The organism is Pantoea sp. Z09, assembly GCF_022394795.1.
In the GTDB taxonomy this organism is placed as follows: Bacteria; Pseudomonadota; Gammaproteobacteria; order Enterobacterales; family Enterobacteriaceae; genus Pantoea; species Pantoea latae.
This window is the reverse complement of sequence record NZ_CP092373.1, coordinates 1,528,131-1,542,561: the sequence shown is the minus strand read 5'-3', so window position 1 is coordinate 1,542,561 and position 14,431 is coordinate 1,528,131. Positions and strand designations below refer to the sequence as shown.

The 14,431-nt window shown below is 55.1% G+C and carries 13 protein-coding genes; 12 read left to right on the top strand and 1 reads right to left on the bottom strand.

The genetic code is table 11. The features are described from left to right. Nucleotides 1–109: 109 nt before the first annotated feature. From MC269_RS07325 to MC269_RS07305, 5 genes are all read left to right on the top strand, one after another. Nucleotides 110–1,078, top strand: coding sequence for an IS5-like element IS903B family transposase (locus MC269_RS07325; RefSeq protein ID WP_000654812.1), 969 nt, complete (start codon nucleotides 110–112; stop codon nucleotides 1,076–1,078). 1,108 nt (nucleotides 1,079–2,186) lie between these two features. Beyond that, complete coding sequence (locus MC269_RS07320; RefSeq protein ID WP_239954673.1) at nucleotides 2,187–2,546, top strand: GtrA family protein; 360 nt, start codon at nucleotides 2,187–2,189, stop codon at nucleotides 2,544–2,546. Further along, the gene (locus MC269_RS07315; RefSeq protein ID WP_239954672.1) at nucleotides 2,543–3,475 is read left to right on the top strand and encodes a glycosyltransferase family 2 protein; all 933 of its coding nucleotides are present in this window, start codon (nucleotides 2,543–2,545) and stop codon (nucleotides 3,473–3,475) included. Before MC269_RS07320 ends, MC269_RS07315 begins: the two co-directional genes overlap by 4 nt. After that, nucleotides 3,462–4,934 carry a hypothetical protein gene (locus MC269_RS07310; RefSeq protein WP_239954671.1) on the top strand — a complete coding sequence of 491 codons (1,473 nt, stop codon included), beginning with the start codon at nucleotides 3,462–3,464 and terminating at the stop codon, nucleotides 4,932–4,934. Before MC269_RS07315 ends, MC269_RS07310 begins: the two co-directional genes overlap by 14 nt. 666 nt (nucleotides 4,935–5,600) lie before the next feature. After that, nucleotides 5,601–6,758, top strand: a complete 1,158-nt coding sequence (locus MC269_RS07305; protein WP_371824362.1) for a tyrosine-type recombinase/integrase — start codon at nucleotides 5,601–5,603, stop codon at nucleotides 6,756–6,758. Nucleotides 6,759–6,793: 35 nt separating this feature from the next. On the opposite strand, the gene fliE is transcribed toward MC269_RS07305, so the two are convergent. Beyond that, entirely contained in the window at nucleotides 6,794–7,105 is a 312-nt protein-coding gene (fliE, locus tag MC269_RS07300; RefSeq protein WP_081142470.1) for a flagellar hook-basal body complex protein FliE, read from the bottom strand. Between the two features lie 234 nt (nucleotides 7,106–7,339). On the opposite strand from fliE, the gene fliF reads away from it, so the two are divergent. From fliF to fliL, 7 genes are all read left to right on the top strand, one after another. Further along, on the top strand, nucleotides 7,340–9,055 hold the full coding sequence (gene fliF, locus MC269_RS07295) for a flagellar basal-body MS-ring/collar protein FliF (RefSeq protein ID WP_239954669.1): 1,716 nt from the start codon (nucleotides 7,340–7,342) through the stop codon (nucleotides 9,053–9,055). Beyond that, complete coding sequence (fliG, locus tag MC269_RS07290; protein WP_081142465.1) at nucleotides 9,052–10,044, top strand: flagellar motor switch protein FliG; 993 nt, start codon at nucleotides 9,052–9,054, stop codon at nucleotides 10,042–10,044. The genes fliF and fliG overlap by 4 nt, the downstream gene beginning before the upstream one ends. After that, entirely contained in the window at nucleotides 10,037–10,729 is a 693-nt protein-coding gene (gene fliH / locus MC269_RS07285; RefSeq protein WP_081142462.1) for a flagellar assembly protein FliH, read from the top strand. The genes fliG and fliH overlap by 8 nt, the downstream gene beginning before the upstream one ends. After that, nucleotides 10,729–12,081 (top strand): flagellar protein export ATPase FliI, encoded by a 1,353-nt coding sequence (fliI, locus tag MC269_RS07280; RefSeq protein WP_239954668.1) that lies wholly within the window; start codon nucleotides 10,729–10,731, stop codon nucleotides 12,079–12,081. Before fliH ends, fliI begins: the two co-directional genes overlap by 1 nt. A gap of 17 nt (nucleotides 12,082–12,098) precedes the next feature. Then, the gene (fliJ, locus tag MC269_RS07275) at nucleotides 12,099–12,542 is read left to right on the top strand and encodes a flagellar export protein FliJ (RefSeq protein WP_239954665.1); all 444 of its coding nucleotides are present in this window, start codon (nucleotides 12,099–12,101) and stop codon (nucleotides 12,540–12,542) included. After that, the gene (locus MC269_RS07270; protein WP_239954664.1) at nucleotides 12,539–13,816 is read left to right on the top strand and encodes a flagellar hook-length control protein FliK; all 1,278 of its coding nucleotides are present in this window, start codon (nucleotides 12,539–12,541) and stop codon (nucleotides 13,814–13,816) included. Before fliJ ends, MC269_RS07270 begins: the two co-directional genes overlap by 4 nt. A gap of 129 nt (nucleotides 13,817–13,945) precedes the next feature. Next, nucleotides 13,946–14,431 (top strand): flagellar basal body-associated protein FliL, encoded by a 486-nt coding sequence (gene fliL / locus MC269_RS07265; RefSeq protein WP_081142456.1) that lies wholly within the window; start codon nucleotides 13,946–13,948, stop codon nucleotides 14,429–14,431.

Below are 14,431 nucleotides of genomic sequence, written 5' to 3'. Positions count from 1 at the left end.
TTTTTAAAATCCTTACACTTCGGCATAGCCAAAATGACAAAATTCTGATTTTTTTCCATAAAATACATGCACTTATGGGCTTTGTTGAATAAATCGAACTTTTGCTGAGTTGAAGGATCAGATCACGTATCTTCCCGACAACGCAGACCGTTCCGTGGCAAAGCAAAAGTTCAAAATCACCAACTGGCCCACCTACAATAAAGCCCTCATCAACCGTGGCTCCATAACTTTCTGGCTGGATGATGAAGCTATTCAGGCCTGGTATGAGTCAGCAACACCTTCTTCACGAGGCAGACCTCAGCGCTATTCTGACCTTGCCATCACGACTGTGCTGGTCATTAAACGCGTATTCAGGCTGACCCTGCGCGCTGCGCAGGGCTTTATTGATTCCATTTTTTCTCTGATGAACGTTCCGCTACGCTGCCCGGATTACAGCTGTGTCAGCAGGCGGGCAAAGTCGGTTAATGTCAGTTTCAAAACGCCCACCCGGGGTGAAATCGCACACCTGGTAATTGATTCCACCGGGCTGAAGGTCTTCGGTGAAGGCGAGTGGAAAGTCAAAAAGCATGGCCAGGAACGCCGCCGTATCTGGCGTAAGCTGCATCTCGCCGTTGACAGTAAAACACATGAAATCATCTGCGCTGACCTGTCGCTGAACAACGTTACGGACTCAGAGGCCTTCCCCGGGTTAATCCGGCAAACCCACCGGAAAATCAGGTCAGCCGCCGCCGATGGCGCTTACGATACCCGGCTATGTCACGATGAACTGCGGCGTAAGAAAATCAGCGCGCTTATCCCTCCCCGAAAAGGTGCGGGTTACTGGCCCGGTGAATATGCAGACCGTAACCGTGCAGTGGCTAATCAGCGAATGACCGGGAGTAATGCGCGGTGGAAATGGACAACAGATTACAACCGTCGCTCGATAGCGGAAACGGCGATGTACCGGGTAAAACAGCTGTTCGGGGGTTCACTGACACTGCGTGACTACGATGGTCAGGTTGCAGAGGCTATGGCCCTGGTACGAGCGCTGAACAAAATGACGAAAGCAGGTATGCCTGAAAGCGTGCGTATTGCCTGAAAACACAACCCGCTACGGGGGAGACTTACCCGAAATCTGATTTATTCAACAAAGCCACTCTTGTTTATTGTTGCGTTAAGGGCACACTACTAAGAGTGCAACTTTATAGTATCACAATGTTGAATTTTAATTAGCTTTGTTACCATGCAACATATGAATTAAATCGTTGTTTAAAGAAACATTATTTAGCTAAAACATACATACCCTCATTTACCGTTTGGCTTGCTTTATTCAGCCGTGTCTTTAAAGCAGACACCTACGATTTAGCAAGATATGCAAGAACTATTATTATAAGGTTTATAAACCCCCAAAATATAAATGCAAGCCAAGAGCCAACCCCCGACTTCATCGCAAGTCAGATGGGGCACGCTAATGCGCAGAGGGTGTATCAGGTATTCAACTCCTGGATAAAAGAAAACGACGAAGCATAAACGAGTCCACTCACCAAAAAAGTAAACGAGTTTGTCCCATTCATGCCCCACACCAAAGCGATCCAACTTTTAATTTTATATATTAGTTTGTTAGCCAATCTAAACCTGCATATTCATTTTTTCACTTAGTAGTTTTGCTTGGTTGGGCAAATGTAGGTTGATTCAGGGTTTTCAGAAGCATACCGCAAAGCGCACTTCATCTATCGGGTGAATATGAAGTGCTTTGCGGTATTTTTTTGTGCTACATGTGTGCTACTGAGGCCAACAGCGTCAAGTAAAGGCGTTTTAGTAATCAATATTTAGGGCATAGCCCATGTGCGCATCACCATCAAATTACCACTCTGTGCTTAGCCGTTGGCTTTGAGAGTCTCCTGATAGCGTAAAGTTTTTGACATCTTATAGTCATAATCTCTGCGACCTGAAAAGTAACTAAAGGTGATTATATCATGATGCTGTTAATGCTAATGACCGTAGGAATTTCTTTCCTGGCGCTGTGCGCCATCCTTTTTGTAAAAAGTTACATCGCATCTATCAACGAAACTGATCGAGCGGGCCGTTTTCACAGGTAGTTCTTCACACTGAAGCCTCATCCGAGGCTTTTGTTCAATTACACATCTTTACCAATCCTTGCCTTAATCCTAATCTGATGCCAAGATCCGCCTTTTTCTGGGGGTGGCATGTTTAAGGTCTTTGCTCGATACGCCTCAGTAGGGGTCATCAACACTCTTATCCACTGGATTGTGTTCACCGTCCTCTATGTTTATGGGCAGACGCAGTCAATCTCTAACTTTTCTGCGTTCTGTGTCGCGGTAACCTTTTCGTTCTTCGCTAATGCCAAGTGGACTTTCAACTCTGAGGCAACCACATTGCGCTATCTCATATACGTTTTCTTTATGGGCGCGCTGGCAACAGGTACTGGCTGGTACGGAGACAAGCTATCGCTGAGTCCAGTCATAACACTGATAACCTTTTCAGTTATCAGTCTTGTTTGTGGCTTCATCTACTCTAAGTTCATCGTATTCCGGGAAGGAAAATGAAAATATCTCTCGTTGTACCCGTCTTCAATGAAGAGGAGGCTATACCTCTTTTCTATCAGGAAGTGCGTGGGTTCCCCGCCTTTGCTGAGCATGATGTCGAAATAGTATTCGTAAATGATGGAAGCAAGGATAGTACCGAAGCCGTCATTTGTCTCTTTGCCAAAAGCGATAAACTTATAAAGCACATCTCTTTCACTCGCAACTTTGGCAAGGAGCCGGCGCTGTTTGCTGGGCTTGAGTGCGCTACTGGTGACATCGTTATACCTATAGACGTCGACCTTCAGGATCCAATACAGGTGATTCCTGAACTCATTGAGAAATGGGAGGCGGGTGCAGACGTTGTACTGGCAAAACGCATAGACCGTAGTTCAGACGGCCATATGAAGCGAGTGTCTGCGGAGTGGTTTTACAAACTTCATAACAAGATAAGCACGCCCAAGATTGAAGAGAACGTCGGGGATTTCAGGCTTATGTCCCGCGAAGTTGTGGAAAATATAAAGCTTTTGAAAGAGCGAAACCTTTTCATGAAAGGGGTACTCAGTTGGGTTGGGGGGAGGACAGATATCGTCGAGTACGTACGCGCAGAGCGAGTGGCGGGAACATCAAAATTCAATGGCTGGAAGCTATGGAATCTGGCTCTTGAGGGCATTACGTCATTCTCTACTTTCCCGCTTCGCATGTGGACCTACATTGGCCTTTTAGTGGCGGGCCTGTCATTTTTGTATGGTTCATTCACCGCGATCAACACCCTGATATTTGGCAACCCTGTTAGCGGGTACTCATCTATCATCGTTTCTATTTTGTTTCTTGGTGGCGTGCAGCTTATCGGTATAGGTGTGCTCGGGGAGTACATCGGCAGGATTTATATCGAGACTAAAGACAGGCCTCGTTACATTGTAAGGAAAGGCAAGACGCATGAAGGTCAATAAAAAAGCAGTATCGTTTTGGGCAATGTCGGTCGTAATATTTGCAGTAATGTGCTCATTCTATTTTCGCATTGCTCAGAGGATAGACATAAACTCCGACATGGCTTCTGGCATTGTAGAGGCAATGGATATGACGAAAGGAAATATCCTGCTTTCAGACTGGAGTCTGTCTACTGTATCCTTTTATTTCACAGAGATTATCTGGTATGCGCTGGCTATTCTTATTGGTGGGCATACCTATAAAATAGCGTACTTCATGCCGGCAGTTATCCTCACCGTATTGTGTGTGATGATGATCATTTCTTCAGAGAGCAAAAAGACAGCCTTTATATTCACGCTTTTCCTGCTTGGTGCGCCTGCATTTTTCATGGCAAGGAATGTGCTCACTCCATTCATTCATGTAGGAACGTATATTTTTTGTCTGGCTGCCTATTGCTTTACTGTTCGGTATGTAAGCAATGGAAGCAAGGGGGCCCTTGCGGCAGTCTTTGCCATTCTTTCGCTGGCATACTTTAGCGACACGATAGCAATTTATATCTCTCTCGCTCCTGCGCTGGTTGTTATCGCCTTATCATATTTGCGCTCTGAGTTCGACAAGCGATGGGCCATGATCCTGCTGATAAGCCTATTGTCGGTCGCTGCTTCGGTGCTTATTAAGCTGATTTTCTCGCATTACGGCTTCGTTGTTCCTGGTGTGCAGCCGACAAGATTCGCTACGCTTGAAGGTATAGGCAAAAATGCCGGAGATATGTTCCTTGGCATTATGAGCCTGTTTGATGCTGACTTTTATGGGCGAGACCCGCGCGATTCCGAAACGGTTATGCGCTGCCTGACCTTTTTCATGCTTGCCGCGTTCATCCTTATTTTGGCATTGCGCGCGTTCAAAATCAGAGACGGGAAAGATATATTTCTGCTTTCGGCCACTCTCATCATGCCGATAGCATTCGTCGTCAGTGATGTTTCAGTTGGCGTATCTTCCATTCGCTATATTCTTCCGTTCTTTATATATGGAACCGTTTTTATCAGCAGGTTCAACACCCCCCTGATGAATAACTCCCGAGTCTTCTGGCTTGTTGCAGTTCTGGCTGTTATCCCGTCAGTGCATCACATTAAAGAGAGCCTTCATTTACCGAAAGCTTTGAATGGAATGAAAGGCCTTTCACAGGTGCTGAAGGACAATGGGCTGACAAACGGCTATGCAGAATTCTGGTTTGCGTCGGCCGTATCTGTATACGGACAGGTCCAGGTGGCGCCAGTTAACTATGACAATAACCAGATCATCCGCAGGGACTGGTTGAGTAAAGGCTCATGGTATGGTGCGAACAACCGTTTCGTCATAATACATGATGACATTATCAAGAAGTCTGCCGTTTCTTCTTACGGCGAGCCAGATAACATAATCCGTTATAATGGCTACCTTGTTTATGTCTGGAACAAGAAATTAGCTGCAGTTAATCCATAAACAGAATAACGGGGCGTAAGCCCCGTTATTCTTTCCGAGATTTACCAGCCTGAATCTTCCGCCTCATTGAATAGCGCGTTAATCCTCACCTTACCAGACGTTGGCCCGCCCACAACATATATCGCCCCCCATCCATTTTAAGTATGGCTGTTGATGCGCCTACCGCCTCATCACTACTTCCCTTTGAAACCACTGTCAGCAAGGCAACTCGCTTCTGTACGTTACAGACATAATGTTTTATGGATGCATTTCCAGATGCATAAGTGGAGATTGTTGCGGATACTTTAGTAAACCCGCCAGGCTGATGACCTGTTGTAAGGATGTGACCGTTAGGCCAGTATCAATCCGACGTTTTCGTTACTGGTGTGGCGCCCGTCCCCAAGAAACAGTTCATAACATTGATCTTGGCAATATTTGCGTAAGCTGCACTGGCGACGTCAATGAACGAATTAGCCCCAATATAAGAGCAGTTAGTAAGGATAACATCTCCCTTTGCCCTGCCCCAAATCTTACTGCCGCATTTAGGCCCTAACATGCGACAGGAAAATGTCTGCATATCCAACAGGCGTGGCCCCCAACAAAAACCATCTTCGGATCTGGTTCATGTACGAGGGTAAAAGACGGTAGGAGGCGCTCGGTGTACCCGACACGCCCAAGAACCGGAAGATGGCCGGCGAGCTACGTAGCAACATCGTGTATCGCATAAAGACAGGGACATTCAATTACCGCAGCCATTTCCCCGACTCGCCGCTGTTCAAAAACGAGGTGGAATCATCAAAGCCGGTGGCTATACGGGATGTGGCGGATTTATGGCTGAAGCTTAAAAAGCCGGACTGGGCAAACAGCTCGTATGTGACGACAGAACGCCGGGTTCGGGTCACGCTCGACAATATCGGCAACAGCCGGGACATAAAGACCATCATGCAGAAGGATCTGCTTAGCCTCCGCAACGAACTGCTGAATGTAAGCTACTTTACCGGCAGGAAGATGGATATAGAGAAGAAAGGCAGGACGGCAGCCACGGTTAACTCCAGCATGTCCGATCTGAAAGCAATCTTCGCCTTTGCTCACGGGAACGGATATATAGAGGCAAACCCGATGACGGGCATCAAACCTCTTAAGAAATCCAACAAGCGGCCGGACCCGATCACGCGAGAGGAATTTCCGCGCTTCATCGCCGGGTGCTCTACCCGGCAGAACGCCAACATGTGGTCGCTGGCAATTCTGACAGGTTTGCGCCACGGGGAAATCTGCGCTTTAGCCTGGGAAGACATAGACCTTGAAGCGAAGACAATAACCGTGTCACGCAATCTGACCCCGCAGGGTCTGTTCACCCCACCGAAGACAGAAGCGGGCAACAGGGTCATATGCATGATTGATGCAGCGGTCGAAGTTCTCCGCGACCAGCGCGAGCTGACAAGAATGTATCCGCCGACCTCTTTCGCCTTTCATACCAGGGAGTATGGAAAACGGATCGATGACCAGAAAACATTCGTTTTTAACGCCAACATCGACTCGGTCAACGGACGAGCAGGAAACTACTATTCAGCAGACTCGCTGGGTCAGATATGGAACAGTGCGCTGAGGCGTGCAGGCCTTCGTCACCGCAAAGCATATCAGTCCAGGCACACGTTCGCATGCTGGGCGTTGTCGGCAGGCGCCAACCCGAACTATGTCGTCGCGCAAATGGGTCACTCAGATGCGCAGATGGTGTGCCGGGTTTATGGCGCCTGGATGTCGGAGAACAATACGGATCAGCTTTCCCTAATCAACACGAAAATGAACGAGCTTGTCCCATCCGAACCCCACACCAAAGCGATCTAACCTTTAATTTTCTATTTATTAGTTAGTTAACCAACCTACACCTGCATATTCATAATATCCGTATACGCCGACACCAGCTTGTTCCTCACCTGAATCCCCATCTGCATCGAGATAGACGACTTCTGCATATCCACCATCACGTCGTTCAGCGCGATGCCTGGCTTGCCCATCTCAAAATCCTGCGCCTGGGCGCGCGCGGTGTTCTGCGTGTCGCTGATCTTATCCAGCGCTGCTTTCATGGTGGCGGCGAAGTCGACCGGCTGCGTCGCCTCGCTGCTTTTGTTACTGGCCTGCAGCGAAGTCAGCTGAAGCTGCTGTAAAACGCCGTCGATTGCCTGAATGGACATGCCGTTACCTCATTGAGAGAAAGAGATGGAATTTTCTACGCTCAAAAAGTTAACACGTTGTCAATGAGACAAAGGCGCTAAATAACTGCAAAAAACCCGGCTTATTCGCCCATCGAATTTTGCGATAAAGAAAATAATGCCATGCATTGAAGTGGAATTTCTTTTACGCAGTGTCAGGGAGTCTGTTTTGTCACCACAACAAACCCGGTCAATTATGTCAGGCAGGAAACGGTCATGAATGCGAGTGCAGCCGCTACACAGGATTCAGCAAAAAAAGGCTTTAGTGACCTTATCGCTCGCCTGCGCGCTAACCCGCGTATCCCCCTTATCATTGCCGCCGCCGCCGCTATCGCTATCGTGATGGCGCTGGTGCTCTGGGCGAAAGCGCCGGATTACCGCGTGCTGTACAACAATCTCTCTGATGAAGACGGCGGCGCGATTGTTACCCAGCTCACCCAGATGAACATCCCCTACCGCTTCGCCGACAACGGCGGCGCGCTGATGGTGCCGGCGGAAAAGGTGCACGAGCTGCGCCTGCGTCTGGCGCAGCAGGGACTGCCGAAGGGCGGATCGGTCGGCTTTGAACTGCTCGATCAGGAGAAGTTCGGCATCAGCCAGTTCAGCGAGCAGGTCAACTACCAGCGTGCGCTGGAAGGAGAACTGGCGCGCACCATCGAAACCTTAGGGCCGGTGAAAACCGCGCGCGTGCATCTGGCGATGCCGAAACCGACGCTGTTCGTGCGCGAGCAGAAATCGCCTTCCGCCTCGGTGACCCTGAACCTGCAGCCGGGCCGCGCGCTCGATGAGGGCCAGATTCAGGCCATCGTGCATATGGTCTCCAGCAGCGTGGCGGGTCTGCCGCCGGGCAACGTCACCGTGGTCGATCAGAGCGGTCGTCTGCTGACCCGCTCCGACAGCGAAGGCCGCGATCTTAATGACGCGCAGCTGAAGTACACCGCCGAAGTCGAAGCGCGCTACCAGCAGCGCATCGAAGCGATCCTGAACCCGATTCTGGGCCAGGGCAACGTGCATGCGCAGGTGACGGCGCAGATCAACTTCGATAAAAGCGAGCAGACCGACGAGAAGTATCAGCCTAACGGCAACCCGAACAGCACAGCGATCCGCTCGCGCCAGACCAGCACCAGCGATCAGAGCGGCAGCCCCTACCCGGGCGGCGTGCCGGGCGCCCTCTCCAACCAGCCTGCGCCAGCCAACACCGCGCCGGTTAACGCGCCCAATGGTCAAAATGGACAAAATGGCCAGAACGGCCAGCAGAACAACGCCAACAACGGCAGCACCACCAGCACCGCCAGCAGCAGCGCACCGACCAACTCGCGCCGCGACGATACGGTGAACTACGAGCTGGACCGCACCATTCGCCATACCAAAATGAACGTCGGCGACGTGCAGCGTCTCTCGGTCGCGGTGGTGGTTAACTATCGCGCCGACGACAAAGGCAAGGCGATCGCCCTTAACGAACAGCAGCTGAAGCAGGTAGAAGATCTGACGCGCGAAGCGATGGGCTACTCGCAGCCGCGCGGCGACAGCGTCAACGTGGTCAACTCCGAGTTCACCGCCAACGATCCGAGCAGCGGCGACCTGCCGTTCTGGCAGCAGCAGGCCTTCTTCGATCAGATGATGAACGTCGGCAAATGGCTGCTGATCGCCCTGGTCGCCTTCATCCTCTACCGCAAAATGGTGCGTCCGCAGCTGATGCGCAAACGCGAAGCGGAACAGGCCGCCGTGGAAGCCGCCGCGCAGCGCGTTGCCGCCGAACAGGAAGAAGAAGCCTACAGCGTGCAGCTCAGCAAAGATGAGCAGGACGTGGAGCGTAAGTCTAACAACCGCATGAGCGCCGAGGTGATGAGCCAGCGTATCCGCGATATGTCCGAGAACGATCCGCGCGTCGTCGCGCTGGTTATCCGCGAATGGATGAGTAAAGAACTATGAGTCTGACCGGAACTGAAAAAAGCGCCATCCTGATGATGACCATCGGCGAAGAGCGCGCCGCCGAGGTGTTCAAGCACCTCAACCAGCGTGAAGTGCAGCACCTGAGCGCCGCGATGGCCAATATGCGCCAGGTGTCGCACAAGCAGCTCACCGAAATCCTGCGCGAGTTCGAGACCGACGCCGAGCAGTTCGCGGCGCTCAGCCTCAACTCGAACGAGTACCTGCGTTCGGTGCTCACCAAAGCGCTGGGCGAAGAGCGCGCCGCCAGCCTGCTGGAGGATATTCTCGAATCCCGCGAGACCACCAGCGGTATGGAAACGCTCAACTTTATGGAGCCGCAGGCGGCAGCCGATCTTATTCGCGACGAGCATCCGCAGATCATCGCCACCATCCTGGTGCATCTCAAACGCGGCCAGGCGGCAGATATCCTGGCGCTGTTCGACGAGCGCCTGCGTCACGACGTGATGCTGCGTATCGCCACCTTCGGCGGCGTGCAGCCGGCGGCGCTGGCGGAGCTGACCGAAGTGCTCAACAACCTGCTGGACGGCACCAACCTCAAGCGCGCGAAGATGGGCGGCGTGAGAACCGCGGCCGAGATCATCAACCTGATGAAAACCCAGCAGGAAGAGGCGGTTATCGAAGCGGTTCGCGACTTCGACGGCGAACTGGCGCAGAAGATCATCGACGAGATGTTCCTGTTCGAGAACCTGGTGGAAGTGGACGACCGCAGCATCCAGCGCCTGCTGCAGGAAGTGGAGTCCGAGCAGCTGCTGGTGGCGCTCAAGGGCGCGGAACAGCCGCTGCGCGAGAAGTTCCTCAAGAACATGTCGGCGCGCGCCGCCGATATCCTGCGCGACGACCTCGCCAACCGCGGGCCGGTGCGTATGTCTGCGGTGGAGAACGAACAGAAAGCCATCCTGCTTATCGTCCGTCGTCTGGCGGAATCGGGCGAGATGGTGATTGGCGGCGGCGAGGAAACCTATGTCTGATGCCTTTTCCGCCCGCCCGTGGCAGCTCTGGCAGCCTGAGGATTTAGGCCGCCGCGACGAGCCGGAGCCGGAGATGATGCCGGAGCCGGAGATGTTCGCCTCAGAGGTTGATGAGCAACAGCTTCAGTTCGAGCGCCTGCAGCAGCAGGCGCGCAAAGAGTCGCAGGCGCAGGGCTACAGCGAAGGCCATCAGCAGGGCTTCGCCGAAGGCCAGAAAGCGGGCTATGACGCCGGTTTTCAGCAGGGGCTGGCGGATGCGCAGCAGCAGCAGGCGCCGCTTCAGGCGCGCATGCAGCAGCTGGTCACCGAGTTCCAGCACTCGCTGGAGGCGCTCGACAGCGTTATCGCCTCGCGGCTGATGCAGCTGGCGCTGGAAGCCGCGCGTCAGGTGATCGGCCAGGCGACCACGGTGGACGGCACTGCGCTGCTGCGTCAGATCCAGCAGCTGCTGCAGCAGGAGCCGATGTTCAGCGGCAAACCGCAGCTGCGCGTGCATCCTGACGATCTGCAACGCATTGAACAGACGCTCGGCCCGACGCTCGATCTGCACGGCTGGCGGCTGCTGGCCGACAGCACGCTGCATCCCGGCGGCTGCAAGCTGAGCGCCGAAGATGGCGACCTTGACGCCAGCGTGGCGACGCGCTGGCAGGAGCTGTGTCGCCTCGCCGCGCCAGGAGAGTTTTAATGACTTCGCGACTCTCCCGCTGGCTGGGCGCGCTCGACGCCTTTGAAACCCGCATCGCGCAGGTGCAGCCGGTGCGCCGCTACGGCCGCCTGACGCGCGCCACCGGTCTGGTGCTGGAGGCGACCGGCCTGCAGCTGCCGCTCGGTGCCACCTGCGTGATCGAACGCAACGACGGCAAAACCCTGACCGAAGTGGAAAGCGAAGTGGTGGGCTTTAACGGCCAGAAGCTGTTTTTGATGCCGCTGGAAGAGGTCGACGGCATTCTGCCTGGCGCGCGTGTCTATGCGCGCGACAGCGGCCACAGCGGCAAACAGCTGCTGCTCGGCCCGGAACTGCTGGGCCGCGTGCTCGACGGCAGCGGCAAGCCGCTGGACGGCCTGCCCTCGCCCGACACCGGTTACCGCGCACCGCTGATCACGCCGCCGTTTAACCCGCTGCAGCGCACGCCGATTACCGACGTGCTGGATACCGGCGTGCGCGCCATCAACGCCCTGCTCACCGTGGGTCGCGGCCAGCGTATGGGCCTGTTCGCTGGCTCCGGCGTCGGCAAAAGCGTGCTGCTCGGCATGATGGCGCGCTATACCCAGGCGGACGTGATCGTGGTCGGCCTGATCGGCGAGCGCGGCCGCGAAGTGAAAGACTTTATTGAAAATATACTCGGCGCCGAGGGGCGCGCGCGTTCGGTGGTGATCGCCGCGCCCGCCGACGTCTCGCCGCTGCTGCGCATGCAGGGCGCCGCCTACGCCACGCGCATCGCCGAAGATTTTCGCGATCGCGGCCAGCATGTGCTGCTGATCATGGACTCCCTGACGCGCTACGCCATGGCGCAGCGCGAGATTGCGCTGGCCATCGGCGAGCCGCCCGCCACCAAAGGCTATCCGCCCTCAGTGTTCGCCAAACTGCCGGCGCTGGTGGAACGCGCCGGCAACGGCACCCACGGCGGCGGCTCGATCACCGCCTTCTATACCGTGCTGACCGAGGGCGACGATCAGCAGGATCCCATCGCCGACTCGGCGCGCGCCATTCTCGACGGCCATATCGTGCTGTCGCGCCGGCTGGCCGAAGCGGGCCACTATCCGGCGATCGATATCGAAGCCTCTATCAGCCGCGCCATGACCGCGCTGATCGATGAGGATCACTATGCGAAGGTGCGTCAGTTTAAACAGCTGCTCTCCAGCTTCCAGCGCAACCGCGACCTGGTGAGCGTCGGCGCCTACGCCGCCGGCAGCGACCCGATGCTGGATAAGGCGATCCGCCTCTATCCGCAGATGGAAGCCTTTTTGCAACAGGGCATTTTCGAACGCAGCCACTACGACGACGCCTGCCTGCATCTGCACGCGCTGTTCGGCTAACGGCGGAGGAGTAAGCGATGAAAAGCGCCAGTGCCATCGACACGCTGCGCGATTTAGCGGAGCAGGATCTGGAAAAAGCGGTGATCCACCTCGGCGATATGCGCCGCGGCGTGCGCCAGGCCGACGAGCAGCTCACCATGCTGCTCGACTACCAGGATGAGTACCGCAACAAGCTGAACAACGATATGTCGGGCGGCATCGCCACCACGCGCTGGACCAACTACCACCAGTTTATTCAGACGCTGGAAAAAGCGATTGAGCAGCACCGCGCCCAGCTGAATCACTGGAACCAGCGGCTGGAGCAGGCGCTGGCGAGCTGGCGCGAGAAGCAGCAGCGCCTTAACGCCTATCAGACGCTGATTAGCCGCGCGGCGGACAACGCATTACGAATGGAAAACCGTCTCGATCAGAAACGGATGGATGAATATGCCCAACGGGCCGCATTGAGGAAAGGCGAATGATTACGCTGCCAACTACTGTCACCGCCGCCAGCGCGAAAGGTGACCTGAACAGTTCAGATTCCGCAGACCTTTTGCACAGCGTCAAATCGCTGCCGCAGGATTTTCTCACCGAGCTGGGCAACCGCCTGCTGACGCTGGCGAAACAGCAGGGAAACGTGGCGCAATCCGCTGAAAGCGCAGAGGAAAGCCAGGATGAGGCCGCGCCGACGGATGCGCTCAGCGCGCTGCTGACTCCCTTTGAGCAACCCGACAGCCTGAATGCGCTGCTGACGCCGGAAAATATTAAAGCCGCCACCAAATCCGCCGATGATAAAGAGAAAGAAAGCGCAGAAATCGTAAACAGCAGTGATGCGCAAACTATCCAGGCGCTGTTCGCCATGCTGCCGGCAACGGCGGTGACGCAGAGCAGCGTAAACGCGGCGGTGAGCCCGGCGGCGACCGGCGGTGAAACGCGGCGCAGCGCGCTCTCCACGCTGAGCCAGGCGCTAAGCGGCGCGCTGGCGCAGAGCGATGCGTCGCCGTCACAGACGCAGGCGAGCCAGGCAGAGACGAAAGCGGCGTCAGCGGCTGTACTGCACGCAACGCCAGCGGCGACGGCAACGGCAACGGCAGCAGCCAGCACGACCGCCGCACCGCTGACGCTGGACAGCAGCTTTCAGCAGGCGCTGAGCAACTTCAGCAAGCAGGATGAGAAAAGCGCGCCGCTGAATTCGGACAGCACCACGCTCACCAGCGCCCCGCTCAGCAGCAGCTCGGCGCCGCTGATGATGCAGAGCGCCTCGGCCACGACCAGCACGCCGTCGACGCCGATGTTGAACGCGCAGCTGGGCAGCGACGAGTGGCAGCAGGCGCTCAGTCAGCAGATTGTGATGTTCAGCCGCAACGGCCAGCAAAACGCCGAGCTGCGGCTGCATCCGGCAGACCTGGGGGCGATCCAGATTAGCCTGAAGCTGGATAACGACCAGGCGCAGATCAGTATGGCCTCCAGCCACAGCCACGTCAGGGCGGCGCTGGAAGCCGCCCTTCCGCAGCTGCGTACCGCGCTGGCGGAAAACGGCATTAACCTGGGACAGAGTCAGGTCAGCAGTGACAGCTTCGCGCAGAGCCAGGGCTTCCAGCAGCAGCAACAGCAGCAGCAGGAGACACGCCGCGACGGACAGCACGGCGCCTTCTCTCTCTCCCAGAATGACGATAGCGAAATAACGCCGATCGCCGTTCCTGCCGCCCTTCAGGCGCGCATCCTCGGCACCGGCGCCGTCGATACCTTTGCCTGACAGCGACAAACGCTGAAGGTAAGCGTAAAACCCGCGTCTTTTCTTCCCATTGTTTGACTTAAGACGCGGGATAATCTGTCCAGGCAAACCGAGAGGTTTGCCGATAATTCACAGGAAGTTACTGCAAAAATGTCTGATAACGCGAAAGCAAAAGGCCGCAAACGTTCACTCTTAATTCCGGTGTTGCTGATTGTAACGCTGGCCGCTTGTAGCGTGGCAGGCTATGCAGTCTGGCGAATGATGAATAAACACGAGAGCGACAAACCGGAAGCCGCGAAAGTGGAACCGCCGCCCGCTCCCGTCTTTTTTGCGCTTGATACCTTTACGGTTAACCTGGTCAATCCCGACAACGATCCTGACCGCGTGCTGTACGTAGGCTTTACCCTGCGTCTGCCGGACGAAGATACCCGTCGTCGGATGAATGATTATCTGCCGGACGTGCGTAGCCGCTTGCTGCTGCTGCTCTCCCGACAGAGCGCCGCCGCGCTGGCGACGGAGCCAGGCAAGCAAGCGCTGATTGATCAGATCAAGCAGGTGCTGTCACCTCCGCTGGTGAAAGGACAGCCTGCGCAGGTGGTAACCGACGTGCTGTTTACCGCCTTCATTTTGAGGTAA